Consider the following 13,053-nt stretch of genomic DNA (forward strand, 5'->3'; position numbering starts at 1 on the left):
ACTTGTCTCAGGGATGAAAACGAAAGAAACCGGCCCGCTTGATAAATCAGCAGGTAATGCAGCAGATAATGATGCAGGTTTTCTGGTTCATGCGCCGTGGGTAGCACGAGTTCTACGCTGAGCCAAGTCTTGAGTTTTACCAGCCGTATCGGCACTCTGCCTCTCATGAGCCGTGAATACGTCAATTCCATTTGCGCTGAACTGCCCGGGGCCGAGCTTTCCGATCCTTGGGGCGGAGGTCACGACGCCTGGAAAGTGGGCGGCAAGATGTTCGCCTGCGTCGGCTCAGTCGGGGATGGGGTGTCAGTCAAGACACCTGACATTGAGACAGCTCAAATGCTGATCGATGCTGGAGTTGGGATCAAGGCACCATACTTCCATCGCAGTTGGGTTCGTCTGCCCTGGTCAACAGAATCTGAAGAAATGCGCCACCGCCTTGAATCATCCTACGATATCATACGCACGTCGCTCCCCAAGAAAGTTCAAGCAACCTTAACCAATCGTATCTGATTGGTGGTTTTGAAGAGCGCGAAGTGGTTTATTCAACCTACCTAAAGCGTTTGTTAAAAGCGGAATGTAGTGCGCAGGTTGAAGACGTTTGCGTCAAGATTCCCTCCTGACTGAGGAACATTCTCAAAATCCTGTCTTAACGCCTCGCCGCTGATCACGAAGCGATCACCCAGAGGATAAGCCACACCGATGCCGTATACCGCTGCCGTGTCGCTATCGCCCGATGTGCTAGCCCGCGCTGCGCCGACGACGACGTATCCCAGTGCAGAGCCGAAATCGTAGCCCCCACGTAATTTCAAACGCGACATGCTGTCTAAACTGCCTTCCGACTGGCCAAGATCAAGGTTGAGCCAGTTGTATTCGAGTTCACCACCCAACACGAAATTTCCAAAATCGTAGTCGTATCCGATCACAGGGCCAAAACCGACATCGCTTCCGCCAGCATTGCCCGATCCATCAACATCCGCATAGCCGAAACTGAAACCTGCATATGCTCCGGTCCAATCTTCCGACAATACCGGCCCGACACCTGCGAACAGCGCGATGACGAGTGCGGCAATCGTTGACTTCATCAAGCCCTCCAATAAACCAGAAGCGGTCCATAAAAGAATGCGGCGATAACCAACAGAAGGAAAATCCGCACCTACTTCCAATTCAAACCAACAGTTGTCTCAAAATTAACTAGGGATAGGTTAACAGATTTTTAGCGTAACGGAAAAAAAACATTTCTGTATATCAATTTAACCTATTCCCATCGCCGGTGAAATTTTTGCGCGGAAATTCATTTGCAGGTCGCAAACAGAACAGATTGTGACGCTGAGCGTTGAAACTATGAGCTCAGTTAGATTGGAACACAATGCACAACGAAGTTTGGAAAATACGTCTCGTTAGCCGCACCATCGGAGCGGATCGTGGACGTGCGGCACGAGGGCGACCAGCGGCGGTCTGAGTTCACTCAACCCAATACGCATTTCTTCGACCGGATTCCAAAATGAACGAACAAACCCGAAACTCATCCCGTAGCGGTGGACGCGCTGCGCGCCGTGCAGCCCGCGCCTCGGCACTGCCAGAGCATTTGCGCCCTATTCGACCTGGCATGGAGGGTGGAACGCTGAAGGTTCTGACTCAGCACCAGATTGAGCGTATCCATGAGGCCGCGTTGACTGCGCTGGAAACTATTGGACTTGCCGATGCGCCACAAAGCGGGATCGATTATCTGGTGGCCGCCGGTTGTTCCCTAGGCGACGATGGCCGCATCCGCTTCCCGCGTGCATTGGTCGAAGACACTATCGCCAAAACAAATCGTTCGGTCACGCTGTACAGCCGGGATGGAAAGTCCGATCTGGAGCTGTCGGGAAACCGGGTTCACTATGGAACGGCCGGGGCGGCGGTCAGCATGGTCGATGTGCACGGGCAGGAATATCGTGATTCGACCCTTCAGGATCTCCACGATGCCTCCCGCATCTGTGAACAGCTTGAAAACATTCACTTTGTTCAACGTCCTATGGTGTGTCGCGATATTGCGGACAACCTCGAGATGGACCTGAACACGGTCTACGCCACCACTTCCGGTACGTTCAAACACATCGGCACGTCCTTTACTGAACCCAGCCATGTCGCACCCGCGATCGAAATGCTGCACATGATTGCAGGCGGAGAGGACAAGTGGCGCGAACGGCCTTTCATGTCCAACTCCAACTGTTTTGTTGTACCACCGATGAAATTCGCCACCGAAAGCTGCGAGGTGATGGAGGAATGCATCAGGGCTGGCATGCCGGTTCTGCTGCTGTCCGCCGGCATGGCCGGAGCCACAGCGCCCTCGACAGTTGCCGGGGCGATAACGCAAGCCACGGCTGAATGTCTGGCCGGTTTGGTTTATGTAAACGCCGTAAAGCCCGGTGCGCCTGCGATTTTTGGCACCTGGCCCTTTGGGTTGGATCTGCGCACCGGTGCAATGTCTATCGGCTCTGGGGAACAAGCCCTGCTGACCGCTGGTTGCGCCCAAATGCACCATTTCTATGACCTGCCTGGCGGAGCCGCCGCGGGAGCATCGGACGCGAAACTGCCTGATATGCAGGCCGGTTGGGAACAGATGTGCTCGAACGTCATGGCCGGACTTTCGGGCCTGAATATGGTTTATGAGGCCGCAGGCATGCACGCCTCACTGCTGGGCTTCTGCCATGAGAGCTTAATCCTAAGCGACGATCTGATCGGACAAGCGCAGCGCTGCGTACGTGGAATCGAAGTGTCGGATGAAACTCTGGCGCTGGATCAGATGGCCGAGGTCTGCATGGGCGGCCCCGGTCACTATCTAGGGACAGATGCGACACTGGGCCGTATGCAGGCGGACTACGTCTATCCAACCTTTGGCGACCGTTCGTCTCCAAAAGAATGGGTTGAACTTGGAAAACCTGATCTGATCGAGAAAGCGGTGAAACGGAAAGATGAGATTCTGGCGGTGCCATCGCCGGCCAGATTTGATCCTCTGCTGGATGCCGAACTCCGCGATAGGTTTAACATTCACTTGCCTGCGTAACCTACTGAAATATAAGCGGCCCGAATAAATCGGGCCGCCATTTTTCTAAGTGGATCAACCGTTGGAGGGCGGCAACAGTCCTGCCTGTTGGGCGATTGTGATCTCATCCTGATCAAGCGCGCCGTCGCCGTTTGCGTCCATCTGCGCGAAACCCTCGGCGTCAACTTCTGGCACAACGGCCTGAACCTCGTCGATTGTCAGCACGCCATCGCCGTTGGTGTCAGCTGCGTTCTGGGCCAACGCCAATGTCGGCAGTCCAAGGGCCAGCGCCGAGATTACGGCCAATTTCTGCGGTTTCATATTTGCCTCCTGAGTGAGTTTTCTTAAGTGTTTGTGTCCGGACGAGCGCCAAAAGAAAGCCACCCAAAGGATAAGTCACCCGCTCAGATTGATTTTGCTCCATTCGAGCCAATCTCTGCGTGTTTGTCCGAGTCGCATCTGCGGAGGTTTGCCGGGCAAAATGGCCCACACAGGTTTCGGCAACTCTTGCCCGACCCGGGCAAGATAATCTGGCAATCCCCTGCTCAAAAACCGACTCGCACTTGAAAAAAGAAAGGGGGCCGAAGCCCCCTGTCAGTTTCGCCTTCCAGGCTCATTTCGTTGACCGCCCGGTGTTTTTTTGCCTGCGGCCTGGACTGCGCATGGGACGAGCGCACCCGCCCCGTGAGAGAGTGGGAGGGAGCAAATATTCCGCCCCACCCTGTTCCCGGCCAACACGGGCATGTCGGCCGAGTGGACCAAGGCATCGATGGTAAGTCTCAGCGCCTTGCTCCGTATTCGTCGGGGTCGGTACCTGTGGCAGCTATCCGACCCCTGCACCCCGGGTTGCCGGGGCGCTAAACTCAGCTACACCCGCTTGTCGCACCGCAAGTGTTGCACTTCATGCAGGTTCCGTTGCGCACCAGCGTGTAGTTTCCACATTCCCCGCAGGGATCACCCTCGTATCCTTGCATCTTTGCTTTGGTGCGGGCGTCCATTCCTGTCGCAACCGCCGTTTCAGCAGGAGCTTCGAATGTCGTTGCGGTCTCCGCCATACCGGTCACGTCGGCTTGACCACCGTTGAAGACCATCAGATCCTGTGGCAGACGCTTACGCAGATAGCCGGTCGAGCTGATTTGTTTCAACACTTCCAATGACTTGGTCGCCGCAGTTTCACTGATTTCTGAAACATTCGAAAGACCGTCTTCTTCGCCCCGACCCAAATCATCGAAGGTTGCGCCTTCTGGCTTCACATGGGCCAGATCGGTGCGGTCCAGATAGGACACGGCCAGTTCACGGAATATGTAATCCAGGATCGACGTTGCGTTCTTGATCGAGTCGTTGCCCTGAACCATTCCCGCCGGTTCGAACTTGGTGAAGGTGAAGGCGTCGACAAACTCCTCCAGCGGCACGCCGTATTGCAGACCGACTGACACGGCGATGGCAAAGTTGTTCATCATCGCTCGGAAGCCAGCACCTTCCTTGTGCATGTCGATGAAAATCTCACCCAGCTTGCCGTCTTCGAACTCACCGGTGCGCAGATAGACCTTGTGGCCGCCAACGATCGCCTTTTGGGTATAACCTTTGCGGCGATGCGGCAGTTTCTCGCGATGGCTGCGGATCATTTCCTTGACCACGACCTTCTCGATTACCTTCTCGGCCAGAACGACGGCTTTTTCCTGCGTCGAACCGCTTTCCAGCACTTCTGCTGCTTCGTCGTCGTCCTCAACCAGTGCCGCGGCCAGAGGCTGAGACAGTTTCGAGCCGTCACGATAGAGTGCGTTCGCCTTCACACCCAACGACCAGCTGAGTTCATAAGCCTTCTGGCAATCCTCGATGGTGGCGTCATTCGGCATATTGATCGTCTTCGAGATCGCGCCCGAGATGAAGCTCTGCGCTGCAGCCATCATGGTGATGTGGCTATCAACCCCAAGGAAACGCTTACCTTTCTTGCCACACGGGTTGGCGCAGTCGAAGATCGAGTAGTGCTCTTCCTTCAGATGCGGCGCGCCTTCCAGTGTCATGGTTCCGCAGACATGGTCGTTCGCTGCGTCGATATCCGCCTTGGTAAAGCCCAGATGGCGCAGCAGATCGAAGGTCGGATCGTTCAGCTTGGTCGCCGGGATGCCAAGAACGCCAGTGCAGAAATCCTCGCCCAGTGTCCACTGGTTGAAGACGAACCGGATATCAAAAGCACTTTCCAGCGCGGCGTCCACTTTCGCCAGTTCGTTCGGACCAAAGCCGTGACCGGTCAGCGAAGTGTGATTGATCCCCGGCGCGTTGCCGATGGTGCCGTGACCAACCGCGTAGCTCACGATCTCTTCGATCTGAGCCGAGGAATAGCCGAGCTTCTCGAGCGCCGAAGGCACCGAACGGTTGATGATCTTGAAGTAGCCACCACCGGCCAGTTTTTTGAATTTAACCAGCGCAAAATCAGGCTCGATCCCGGTTGTGTCGCAGTCCATCACCAGACCGATGGTGCCGGTCGGCGCGATAACAGTGGCCTGGGCATTGCGATAACCGTTCTTCTCGCCGAGGCTCAGAGCCTCATCCCAAGCGGACATGGCCAAATCGACCAGACGTTTATCCGGGCAGTTGCCGTGATCCAGAGGAACTGGTTTGACTGCCAGTTTCTCATAACCCTCGGTCACACCTTGTGACGCACGGCGGTGGTTACGAATGACGCGCAGCATGTGGTCTGCATTGCGCTCATACCCTTTGAACGGGCCAAGCTCGCCTGCAATCTCCGCCGAGGTCGCATAGGCCACACCGGTCATGATCGCAGTCAGCGCGCCACAGATCGCCCGCCCCTCATCCGAGTCATAGCTGTAGCCCATGTTCATCAGAAGGCCGCCGATATTCGCATAACCTAGACCCAGCGTGCGGAAGTCATAGGACAGCTGCGCGATTTCCTTCGACGGGAACTGCGCCATCGTCACCGAGATTTCCAGCGTCAGGGTCCACAGCCGCGAGGCGTGCATGTAATCCGCCGCCTGGAACTCACCATCCTTAAGGAAGGTCAGCAGGTTCATCGACGCCAGGTTGCAAGCCGTGTCATCGAGGAACATGTATTCAGAGCACGGGTTCGATCCACGAATCTCACCGTCTTCGGGGCATGTGTGCCATTCGTTGACGGTATCGTGGAACTGGATGCCCGGATCGGCGCAGGCCCATGCTGCGTGGCCGACTTTCTCCCACAGATCGCGTGCCTTGACGGTGCGAGCAACCTTGCCGTCGGTACGGTTGATCAGTTCCCAATCGGCGTCTTTCTCAACGGCAGTCAGAAAGGCGTTGGTCACGCGGATCGAGTTGTTCGAGTTCTGGCCAGAAACCGAGCTGTAGGCTTCCGAATCCCAGTCCGTGTCATAGGTCGGGAATTCGATGCTGTCGTGGCCCTGCTTGGCGTAATCCAGCACGCGCTTGATATAAGTCTCGGGGATCGCAACCTTTTTCGCCTCGCGAACCGCTTTCTTCAGGCTGTCATTCTTATTGGGATCATACGCATCATCCTGCGCGCCGTCCCAGCTGCGGATGGCCTCGAAAATGCCATTCAGCATCTTCTCGTGCATCTTTGATCCGGCAACGATCGAGGCCACCTTCTGCTCTTCGATCACCTTCCATTCGATGAATTGCTCGATGTCCGGGTGATCTGCATCGACGATCACCATCTTTGCTGCCCGACGGGTTGTCCCGCCTGATTTGATCGCGCCAGCGGCGCGGTCGCCGATCTTGAGAAAGCCCATCAAGCCCGAGGATTTACCGCCACCCGACAGCGCCTCGCCTTCTGCGCGCAGGTGGCTGAAGTTGGTCCCGGTGCCCGAGCCGTATTTGAACAGGCGCGCCTCACGCACCCATAGGTCCATGATGCCGCCTTCGTTCACCAGATCATCATCGACGGACTGGATGAAGCACGCGTGCGGTTGCGGATGCTCGTAGGCGGATTTCGATTTTGTCAGCTTGCCGGTTTTGTAATCGACATAATGGTGACCCTGCGCCGGGCCATCGATGCCATAGGCCCAGTGCAGACCCGTGTTGAACCATTGCGGCGAGTTCGGTGCAGCACGCTGGGTCGCCAGCATATAGCGCATCTCGTCGAAATAGGCGCGCGCGTCTTCCTCGGTCGAGAAATAGCCGCCCTTCCAACCCCAATAGGCCCATGCACCTGCAAGGCGATCGAACACCTGTTTCGAAGACGTCTCACCATCAAATTCAGCGCCATCTGCGGGGACCGAACGCCACAGGAATTCAGGAACGTCCTTTTCTTTGACCTTCTTCAGTTTTGATGGAACGCCAGCCTTGCGGAAGTACTTTTGGGCGATGACGTCGCTGGCCACCTGGCTCCATTTCGCGGGAACGTCGATTTCGTCCAAACGAAAAACGATAGTACCGTCCGGATTGCGAATCTCGGATGTTGCGGACACAAAATCCAGATCGGCATATGCATCCTGTCCAGGTTTGGTGAATTTTCTTTCAATTTTCATGTCCGCTGCCCCAGCTACGATCTGTCCAAATTTTAGTACCCGGCACAAAATCTTGATGTCGCGGTGTGCCGCCCGCCCTGCCGTAATATTGAGACGCAAGGGACCAAGCGCTGCCGATAACAGCGCAGAACCGTAAATACGGTTTCACGTCATACTGGTTTGCATTCCGTCCCTCGTCCGATGCCTTTTCTGGTTATTGCTACCAGATTTAGTGGCTCGTCCTTCGGCCTATACAATCTGACGTATATTCCCATAGATGGTCAACGGGCTTTTTCAGTCATTTTTGGAATCTTTTAGCTTGACCTGATCTGACGAACCGGCGGTTTCTTGCCGGATCGCGATTCCTCCACAGGCCTATCCCCGGACACCAATCAATCTACGTTCGTTGCGTCAGAGTGATTTCTCTTTTTTTCCACCACAGTTAGAGGAAATTGATCAACCAGTCCGGCATTAAGGACATATTCAGAGAATCATCGTCACCGCAATGTGGCGCGTGCCATAGTTTGTAAATCACGACATTTCTGGATGGGAAATCTATTCAACATGCGTTTGATTTCGTTGTTAACTATTATGGGCTTAATCGTGTCCTGCACAGCACAGGACGTTCCGCCTGCGTCTCGTAGCGCTCAATTCGATGGGTACCCGCAGAACCTGTTCAATTCCTTCAAGACAGACTGCGCTGGCCCTGGCGACAAATTCGTCAAAACCGGGACAAGCAGTTTTGAATGCCGCGAGATACTTTCGCCCGAGGCGACAGCCTATCTGATTCTCAATTTTGATGGATATTCTCAAAATCTCCCGAAGATCGTGACGCGGCTAAGCTCAGCAAAGAATCAAGCAGGCTACCGTGTGGATGCCGAATTGTTTTTTATCGTTCCCCAAAAAAGCGGAAGCACACTTAAGATTCCAATCGAAAGCGATGAATTGGACAGGGATTTTTCGAGACTCTACACCGACTATGGCGGAACGCCGGTGTAAGAGTGGAAATGGTCGGGGCGGCAGGATTCGAACCTACGACCCCCTGTACCCAAAACAGGTGCGCTACCAGACTGCGCCACGCCCCGGACCGTGCGCCTTCCTAAACGTGCCGATCTGATTTGAAAAGCCCTAACAAGGCCAAATTGCAGGACCTTGCGAAAAAACTTGGTGACGCATCTGTGTTCCTGGTCGAATACCATAGCGCGCGGCAAGTCCCGCATTGATTTCAAGCACGGCATAAACCGAATCGCCACCTTCGATCGGGGTTAGATCGCCGGGGATCGCACCCTCATGCACGCGGGTGACGGTTCCTGCTTTGTCGGTAAAGATCATGTCCAAAGGGATCAGCGTGTTCTTCATCCAAAACGCCACCCGCTGCGGTGGATCAAAGATGAACAGCATGCCAGAGCGGCTGGGCATATTCTCACGAAACATCAGCCCGCGTGATCGCTCCTGAGGGGTAACGGCTAACTCGATATCAAATCGAACCTGCGCAAGTTCATTTCGCAACTCAACACGGTCAGAACGGCATTCGGCTTGCGCGCCACCACTGATCAGAAATGTCAGGGCCGCAACGAGTAATGCTGTTCTCATTCTCAAAGACCTAGGTGTTCAACGCCGCTTCCCAGGCAAGAACCTGTGCCGCCATCCGTCCGCGTTTTCCGTCAATCACACGCATGGCCAAGGCTTCTCCCGGTTGCAGATCCGCAAGACCTGAACGGCGAAGAACCTCAATGTGCAAGAATACATCTTCGCTGCTTCCGAAGACATTGGCAAAGCCGAATCCCTTGCCTTTGTCGAACCATTTGACACGCGCTGCCTCTAGTGGAGCATTGCCGATCACGGTCGGATCAAGCTCCGCAAAGTCGGCCAGCATCATTGTTTCTGCCCGTACGGGTGGATCGACGCTGATCACTTCGACCGCCTGAACACCGCGATCAGTTTTGTGCGTCATAATCTCGATACCAGCACCGTCGGCGACCGAGCTCTGACCAAAATTGCGCAACACATTGACATGCAACAGAATGTCCGGACCGCCATCGTCGGACACAACAAATCCGTATCCCTTTGCGGGATCGAACCATTTTACGTGTCCATGGACGCGATACATGCTGTTCAAATCTTCTGGCACTGTTTTCCCGTTACGATAATAGGCAAGCCGTTAAGGGTTTGTTGTTTATGATATTCACTCGCAAATTCAAGCTGAAAAAAACTATTAATAGCAATCAGTTGCATTTCACGGTACGCGAACATCACGGATTCAACCTCTGCACTTGCCAATCGGAATCGGCGTTACGCCTCTTCCATTGAAACCTGTCATGCAACCTGAATGCTCCATCAGCCCAGAATTCCACTTCGACAGGTGAAACCCGATACCCTCCCCAGAATTCCGGGCGCGGCGGATTGGGTCCCAACTTTGCCGTCACCTTTGCCACCTCGGCCATCAAAGATGCCCGGCTCTCCAGAGGTTGCGACTGGCGAGAGGCCCAGGCACCCAGACGGCTCTTAAGCGAGCGCGAGGCATAATACGCGTCTGCCCCAGGCCCGTCTTCTTTGCTGACTATACCACGAACTCGAATTTGACGCCGCAAAGATTTCCAGTGCATCACAAATGCCGCTTTATGGGCACTGTCCAGTTCCTGTGCCTTGGCGCTGTTATAGTTCGTATAGAAGACAAATGCGTCTTTTTCGATTTCTTTCAGCAGAACCATTCTTGCATTAGGTAAACCTTCCGAATCCACGGTTGCCAATGCAATCGCGTTCGGATCGTTTGGTTCGGTCTTTTCCGCCTCAGCCAGCCACCGACCCGCGATTTCAAACGGATCAGTCCCGGCAAAGATGCCATTATGCTCGTTCATTTCCATCCCCTGGAAATAATTAACCCGACCCTAAGGCGAGAACCCGCTGCGGGCAAGAGCGCATGGCCTTGCCGCAGGACAATCAATGGCATAAACCAACTCAACACAATGCGACGACAGGCGGAGAACCGAAGATGTCAAATCAGTTGATGGCCGGAAAACGCGGCCTCATCATGGGACTGGCCAATGACAAATCAATCGCATGGGGGATAGCCCGCGCCTTGTCCGACGCCGGGGCCGAACTGGCCTTTTCCTATCAGGGAGACGCGCTGAAAAAACGTGTCGACCCGCTGGCTGCGCAATTGGGCAGCAAAATCGTTCTGCCCTGCGATGTCAGCGACGAGGAATCGATTGATAACCTTTTCAACTCGCTTGAAGAGAAATGGGGAAGGCTTGACTTTGTAGTTCACGCCATTGGCTTTTCTGACAAGAACGAGCTTCGTGGGCGCTACGTCGACACATCGCGCGCTAACTTCAATCTGACGATGGACGTATCGGTCTACTCTTTTACAGCCGTTATGCAGCGCGCAGAGAAGATGATGGGCGAAGGCGGTAGCGCAGTAACCCTCACCTACTACGGCGCTGAACAGGTCATGCCCCATTATAATGTTATGGGTGTCGCCAAGGCTGCGCTTGAGGCATCGGTCAAATATCTGGCTGAGGATCTGGGAAAAGACGGTATTCGCGTCAACTCGATCTCAGCGGGTCCAATCAAGACACTCGCAGCCAGCGGCATCGGCGATTTCCGCTATATCATGAAGTGGAACGAGTATAATTCTCCGCTGCGTCGCAACGTGACCATCGATGATGTCGGCAAATCAGCGCTGTACCTGCTGTCAGACCTCAGCAGCGGTGTGACCGGAGAGAATCTGCACGTGGATTCGGGATATCACATCGTCGGAATGAAGGCCGTCGACGCGCCGGATGTTGAAAAAGGATAAAAGACCATGAGCGCCAAGGACCGCCTGCCCCACGAAAAAGGCTTCCACATCAGCTGGGATCAGATTCATCGCGACTCGCGCGCCTTGGCTTGGCGTCTGGATGGGCAAGGCCCCGATGATGGCGCTTGGCGTGCCGTCGTAGCGATCACTCGAGGCGGCATGGCCCCTGCGATGATCGTCAGCCGTGAACTGGATATTCGCACGGTCGACACTGTCAGCGTGCGGTCCTATCACCATCAGTCACAAGGAGAGGCTGAGATCCTAAAAGCCCCCAATGCTGATTTGATGGGCGATGGGACCGGTATCCTGATCATAGATGATCTGGTCGACAGTGGAAAAACGCTTGAACTCGTGCGCGAGATGTATCCCAAGGCGCATTTCGCGACCGTATATGCCAAACCCAAGGGCCGACCGATGGTTGATACCTTTATTACCGAGGTCAGCCAAGACACCTGGATCTTCTTCCCATGGGATATGGCCTTGCAATATGTCGAACCTTACCGAGGTACCGATTGATCGAGCGTTTTGCTTGAACGCTAAAAACACGGACTGTCCATGAATATGACCCGTACCGCCGCCACCTTTGCCCCTCCGGTGATGGAGGCGCGGCGTTGGTTGGAAGGGGTCGAGTTTCCTGAAGACCGTCCGCTGATCAATGTCAGTCAAGCGGCTCCGGTCGATCCACCGCCACTGGCCTTGCGGCAAGCTATGGCCGAATTCGCAGTCGAACAGGACAGCGCACATCTCTATGGCCCAGTTCTGGGCAATGATGAATTACGGACCGAGCTGGCTGCACAGATCAGCGAACACTACGAAGCAAGAATTAAGGCTAATCAGGTCGCGATTACCTCGGGCTGCAATCAGGCTTTCTCGGCCGTGATCGCGGCGATTACGGATCAGGGAGATGAGGTCATTCTGCCAACCCCGTGGTATTTCAATCACAAAATGTGGCTGGATATGGCCGGTGTCAAAGCCATCGACTTGCCCACCGGTAACGATCTGTTGCCCGACCCCGAGATGGCGCGCGCACTGATCACCGAGAAAACACGGGCCATTGCATTGGTCACGCCGAACAACCCCGGTGGTGTCGAATACCCATCAGACCTGGTACGCCGCTTCTATAAACTCGCGCAGGAAACAGGGATTCGTCTGTTGGTTGATGAAACCTATCGCGATTTCGACAGCCGATCTGGTGCGCCACATGAATTGTTCCAGCAGCCTGATTGGTGCGAAACCTTTGTGCATCTCTACTCGTTCTCGAAAGCCTATCGCCTGACTGGGCACCGAGTCGGCGCAATTGCTGCCGGTTCGCCGCTTTTGTCGGAGATTGAGAAGTTTTTAGACACAGTTGCGATCTGCCCCGGCCAGATCGGTCAATTCGCTGCGCTTTGGGGAATGCAGAACCTGTCTCATTGGGTTGCCGGTGAGCGTAATGAGATTCTGGACCGAAGGGCTGCAATTGCCGAAGGAATGCCTCGGTTAGAGGCAAAAGGCTGGCGTCTTCTGGGGCTGGGTGCCTACTTCGCCTATCTCAAACACCCCTATCAAATCGCATCGGACGATTTGGCCCGGCAGTTGGTGCCTGAGGCGGGCATTCTGCTGTTGCCCGGAACCATGTTCATGCCCGCGCATGACCCGGCAGGGAAACAACAGGTCCGCATCGCGTTTGCCAATCTCGACCGCGCCGGATTCGCGCAATTGTTCGACCGTTTGCAGGCCCTGTCCTTCTAAGCTTGCCCCTCGGCTGCACGCATCGTATTCAGGGCCGC

Annotated in this window: 12 protein-coding genes and 1 tRNA gene; 6 read left to right on the forward strand and 7 right to left on the reverse strand. The window is 54.9% G+C overall.

What is annotated here, in order from left to right:
* Nucleotides 1-165 precede the first annotated feature (165 nt).
* On the forward strand, nucleotides 166-510 hold the full coding sequence (locus ACR0JR_RS03015) for an MmcQ/YjbR family DNA-binding protein (protein WP_170779289.1): 345 nt from the start codon (nucleotides 166-168) through the stop codon (nucleotides 508-510).
* Nucleotides 511-563: 53 nt separating this feature from the next.
* Here ACR0JR_RS03015 and ACR0JR_RS03020 read toward each other — a convergent pair whose 3' ends face one another.
* Entirely contained in the window at nucleotides 564-1,082 is a 519-nt protein-coding gene (locus tag ACR0JR_RS03020) for an outer membrane protein (protein WP_480454958.1), read from the reverse strand.
* Nucleotides 1,083-1,501: 419 nt separating this feature from the next.
* On the opposite strand from ACR0JR_RS03020, the gene ACR0JR_RS03025 reads away from it, so the two are divergent.
* On the forward strand, nucleotides 1,502-3,046 hold the full coding sequence (locus ACR0JR_RS03025) for a trimethylamine methyltransferase family protein (protein WP_170778490.1): 1,545 nt from the start codon (nucleotides 1,502-1,504) through the stop codon (nucleotides 3,044-3,046).
* Between the two features lie 54 nt (nucleotides 3,047-3,100).
* On the opposite strand, the gene ACR0JR_RS03030 is transcribed toward ACR0JR_RS03025, so the two are convergent.
* Nucleotides 3,101-3,346, reverse strand: a complete 246-nt coding sequence (locus ACR0JR_RS03030) for an EF-hand domain-containing protein (RefSeq protein WP_170539906.1) — start codon at nucleotides 3,344-3,346, stop codon at nucleotides 3,101-3,103.
* A 542-nt stretch (nucleotides 3,347-3,888) separates the two neighbouring features.
* A complete protein-coding gene (locus ACR0JR_RS03035) occupies nucleotides 3,889-7,506 on the reverse strand; it encodes a vitamin B12-dependent ribonucleotide reductase (protein WP_480454959.1) in 3,618 nt (1,205 codons plus the stop codon).
* A 543-nt stretch (nucleotides 7,507-8,049) separates the two neighbouring features.
* On the opposite strand from ACR0JR_RS03035, the gene ACR0JR_RS03040 reads away from it, so the two are divergent.
* Nucleotides 8,050-8,484, forward strand: a complete 435-nt coding sequence (locus ACR0JR_RS03040) for a hypothetical protein (protein WP_170539912.1) — start codon at nucleotides 8,050-8,052, stop codon at nucleotides 8,482-8,484.
* Between the two features lie 9 nt (nucleotides 8,485-8,493).
* Here ACR0JR_RS03040 and ACR0JR_RS03045 read toward each other — a convergent pair.
* From ACR0JR_RS03045 to pdxH, 4 genes are all read right to left on the reverse strand, one after another.
* Nucleotides 8,494-8,570: transfer RNA gene (locus ACR0JR_RS03045), tRNA-Pro, on the reverse strand.
* 43 nt (nucleotides 8,571-8,613) lie between these two features.
* Entirely contained in the window at nucleotides 8,614-9,078 is a 465-nt protein-coding gene (locus tag ACR0JR_RS03050) for a DUF192 domain-containing protein (protein ID WP_170539915.1), read from the reverse strand.
* Nucleotides 9,079-9,088: 10 nt separating this feature from the next.
* The gene (locus tag ACR0JR_RS03055) at nucleotides 9,089-9,616 is read right to left on the reverse strand and encodes a cold-shock protein (RefSeq protein WP_260026218.1); all 528 of its coding nucleotides are present in this window, start codon (nucleotides 9,614-9,616) and stop codon (nucleotides 9,089-9,091) included.
* Nucleotides 9,617-9,737: 121 nt separating this feature from the next.
* A complete protein-coding gene (gene pdxH / locus ACR0JR_RS03060; protein ID WP_010440273.1) occupies nucleotides 9,738-10,343 on the reverse strand; it encodes a pyridoxamine 5'-phosphate oxidase in 606 nt (201 codons plus the stop codon).
* Between the two features lie 134 nt (nucleotides 10,344-10,477).
* Here pdxH and fabI point away from each other — a divergent pair, with 134 nt between their 5' ends.
* The 3 genes from fabI to ACR0JR_RS03075 are packed head-to-tail and all read left to right on the forward strand — an operon-like array spanning nucleotide 10,478 to nucleotide 13,015.
* Nucleotides 10,478-11,284 carry an enoyl-ACP reductase FabI gene (gene fabI / locus ACR0JR_RS03065; RefSeq protein WP_480454960.1) on the forward strand — a complete coding sequence of 269 codons (807 nt, stop codon included), beginning with the start codon at nucleotides 10,478-10,480 and terminating at the stop codon, nucleotides 11,282-11,284.
* 6 nt (nucleotides 11,285-11,290) lie between these two features.
* The gene (gene gpt, locus ACR0JR_RS03070) at nucleotides 11,291-11,800 is read left to right on the forward strand and encodes a xanthine phosphoribosyltransferase (RefSeq protein WP_010440275.1); all 510 of its coding nucleotides are present in this window, start codon (nucleotides 11,291-11,293) and stop codon (nucleotides 11,798-11,800) included.
* 39 nt (nucleotides 11,801-11,839) lie between these two features.
* Nucleotides 11,840-13,015 (forward strand): aminotransferase, encoded by a 1,176-nt coding sequence (locus ACR0JR_RS03075; RefSeq protein WP_480454961.1) that lies wholly within the window; start codon nucleotides 11,840-11,842, stop codon nucleotides 13,013-13,015.
* Nucleotides 13,016-13,053 lie beyond the last annotated feature (38 nt).

This window comes from Ruegeria sp. AA3, from assembly GCF_056542905.1.

Excerpts from the sequence above, each read along its gene's own strand:
- ACR0JR_RS03015 (WP_170779289.1), top strand. The coding sequence starts at position 166 with ATGAGCCGTGAATACGTCAATTCCATTTGCGCTGAACTGCCCGGGGCC.
- ACR0JR_RS03020 (WP_480454958.1), bottom strand. The coding sequence starts at position 1,082 with ATGAAGTCAACGATTGCCGCACTCGTCATCGCGCTGTTCGCAGGTGTC.
- ACR0JR_RS03025 (WP_170778490.1), top strand. The coding sequence starts at position 1,502 with ATGAACGAACAAACCCGAAACTCATCCCGTAGCGGTGGACGCGCTGCG.
- ACR0JR_RS03030 (WP_170539906.1), bottom strand. The coding sequence starts at position 3,346 with ATGAAACCGCAGAAATTGGCCGTAATCTCGGCGCTGGCCCTTGGACTG.
- ACR0JR_RS03035 (WP_480454959.1), bottom strand. The coding sequence starts at position 7,506 with ATGAAAATTGAAAGAAAATTCACCAAACCTGGACAGGATGCATATGCC.
- ACR0JR_RS03040 (WP_170539912.1), top strand. The coding sequence starts at position 8,050 with ATGCGTTTGATTTCGTTGTTAACTATTATGGGCTTAATCGTGTCCTGC.
- ACR0JR_RS03050 (WP_170539915.1), bottom strand. The coding sequence starts at position 9,078 with ATGAGAACAGCATTACTCGTTGCGGCCCTGACATTTCTGATCAGTGGT.
- pdxH (WP_010440273.1), bottom strand. The coding sequence starts at position 10,343 with ATGAACGAGCATAATGGCATCTTTGCCGGGACTGATCCGTTTGAAATC.
- fabI (WP_480454960.1), top strand. The coding sequence starts at position 10,478 with ATGTCAAATCAGTTGATGGCCGGAAAACGCGGCCTCATCATGGGACTG.
- gpt (WP_010440275.1), top strand. The coding sequence starts at position 11,291 with ATGAGCGCCAAGGACCGCCTGCCCCACGAAAAAGGCTTCCACATCAGC.
- ACR0JR_RS03075 (WP_480454961.1), top strand. The coding sequence starts at position 11,840 with ATGAATATGACCCGTACCGCCGCCACCTTTGCCCCTCCGGTGATGGAG.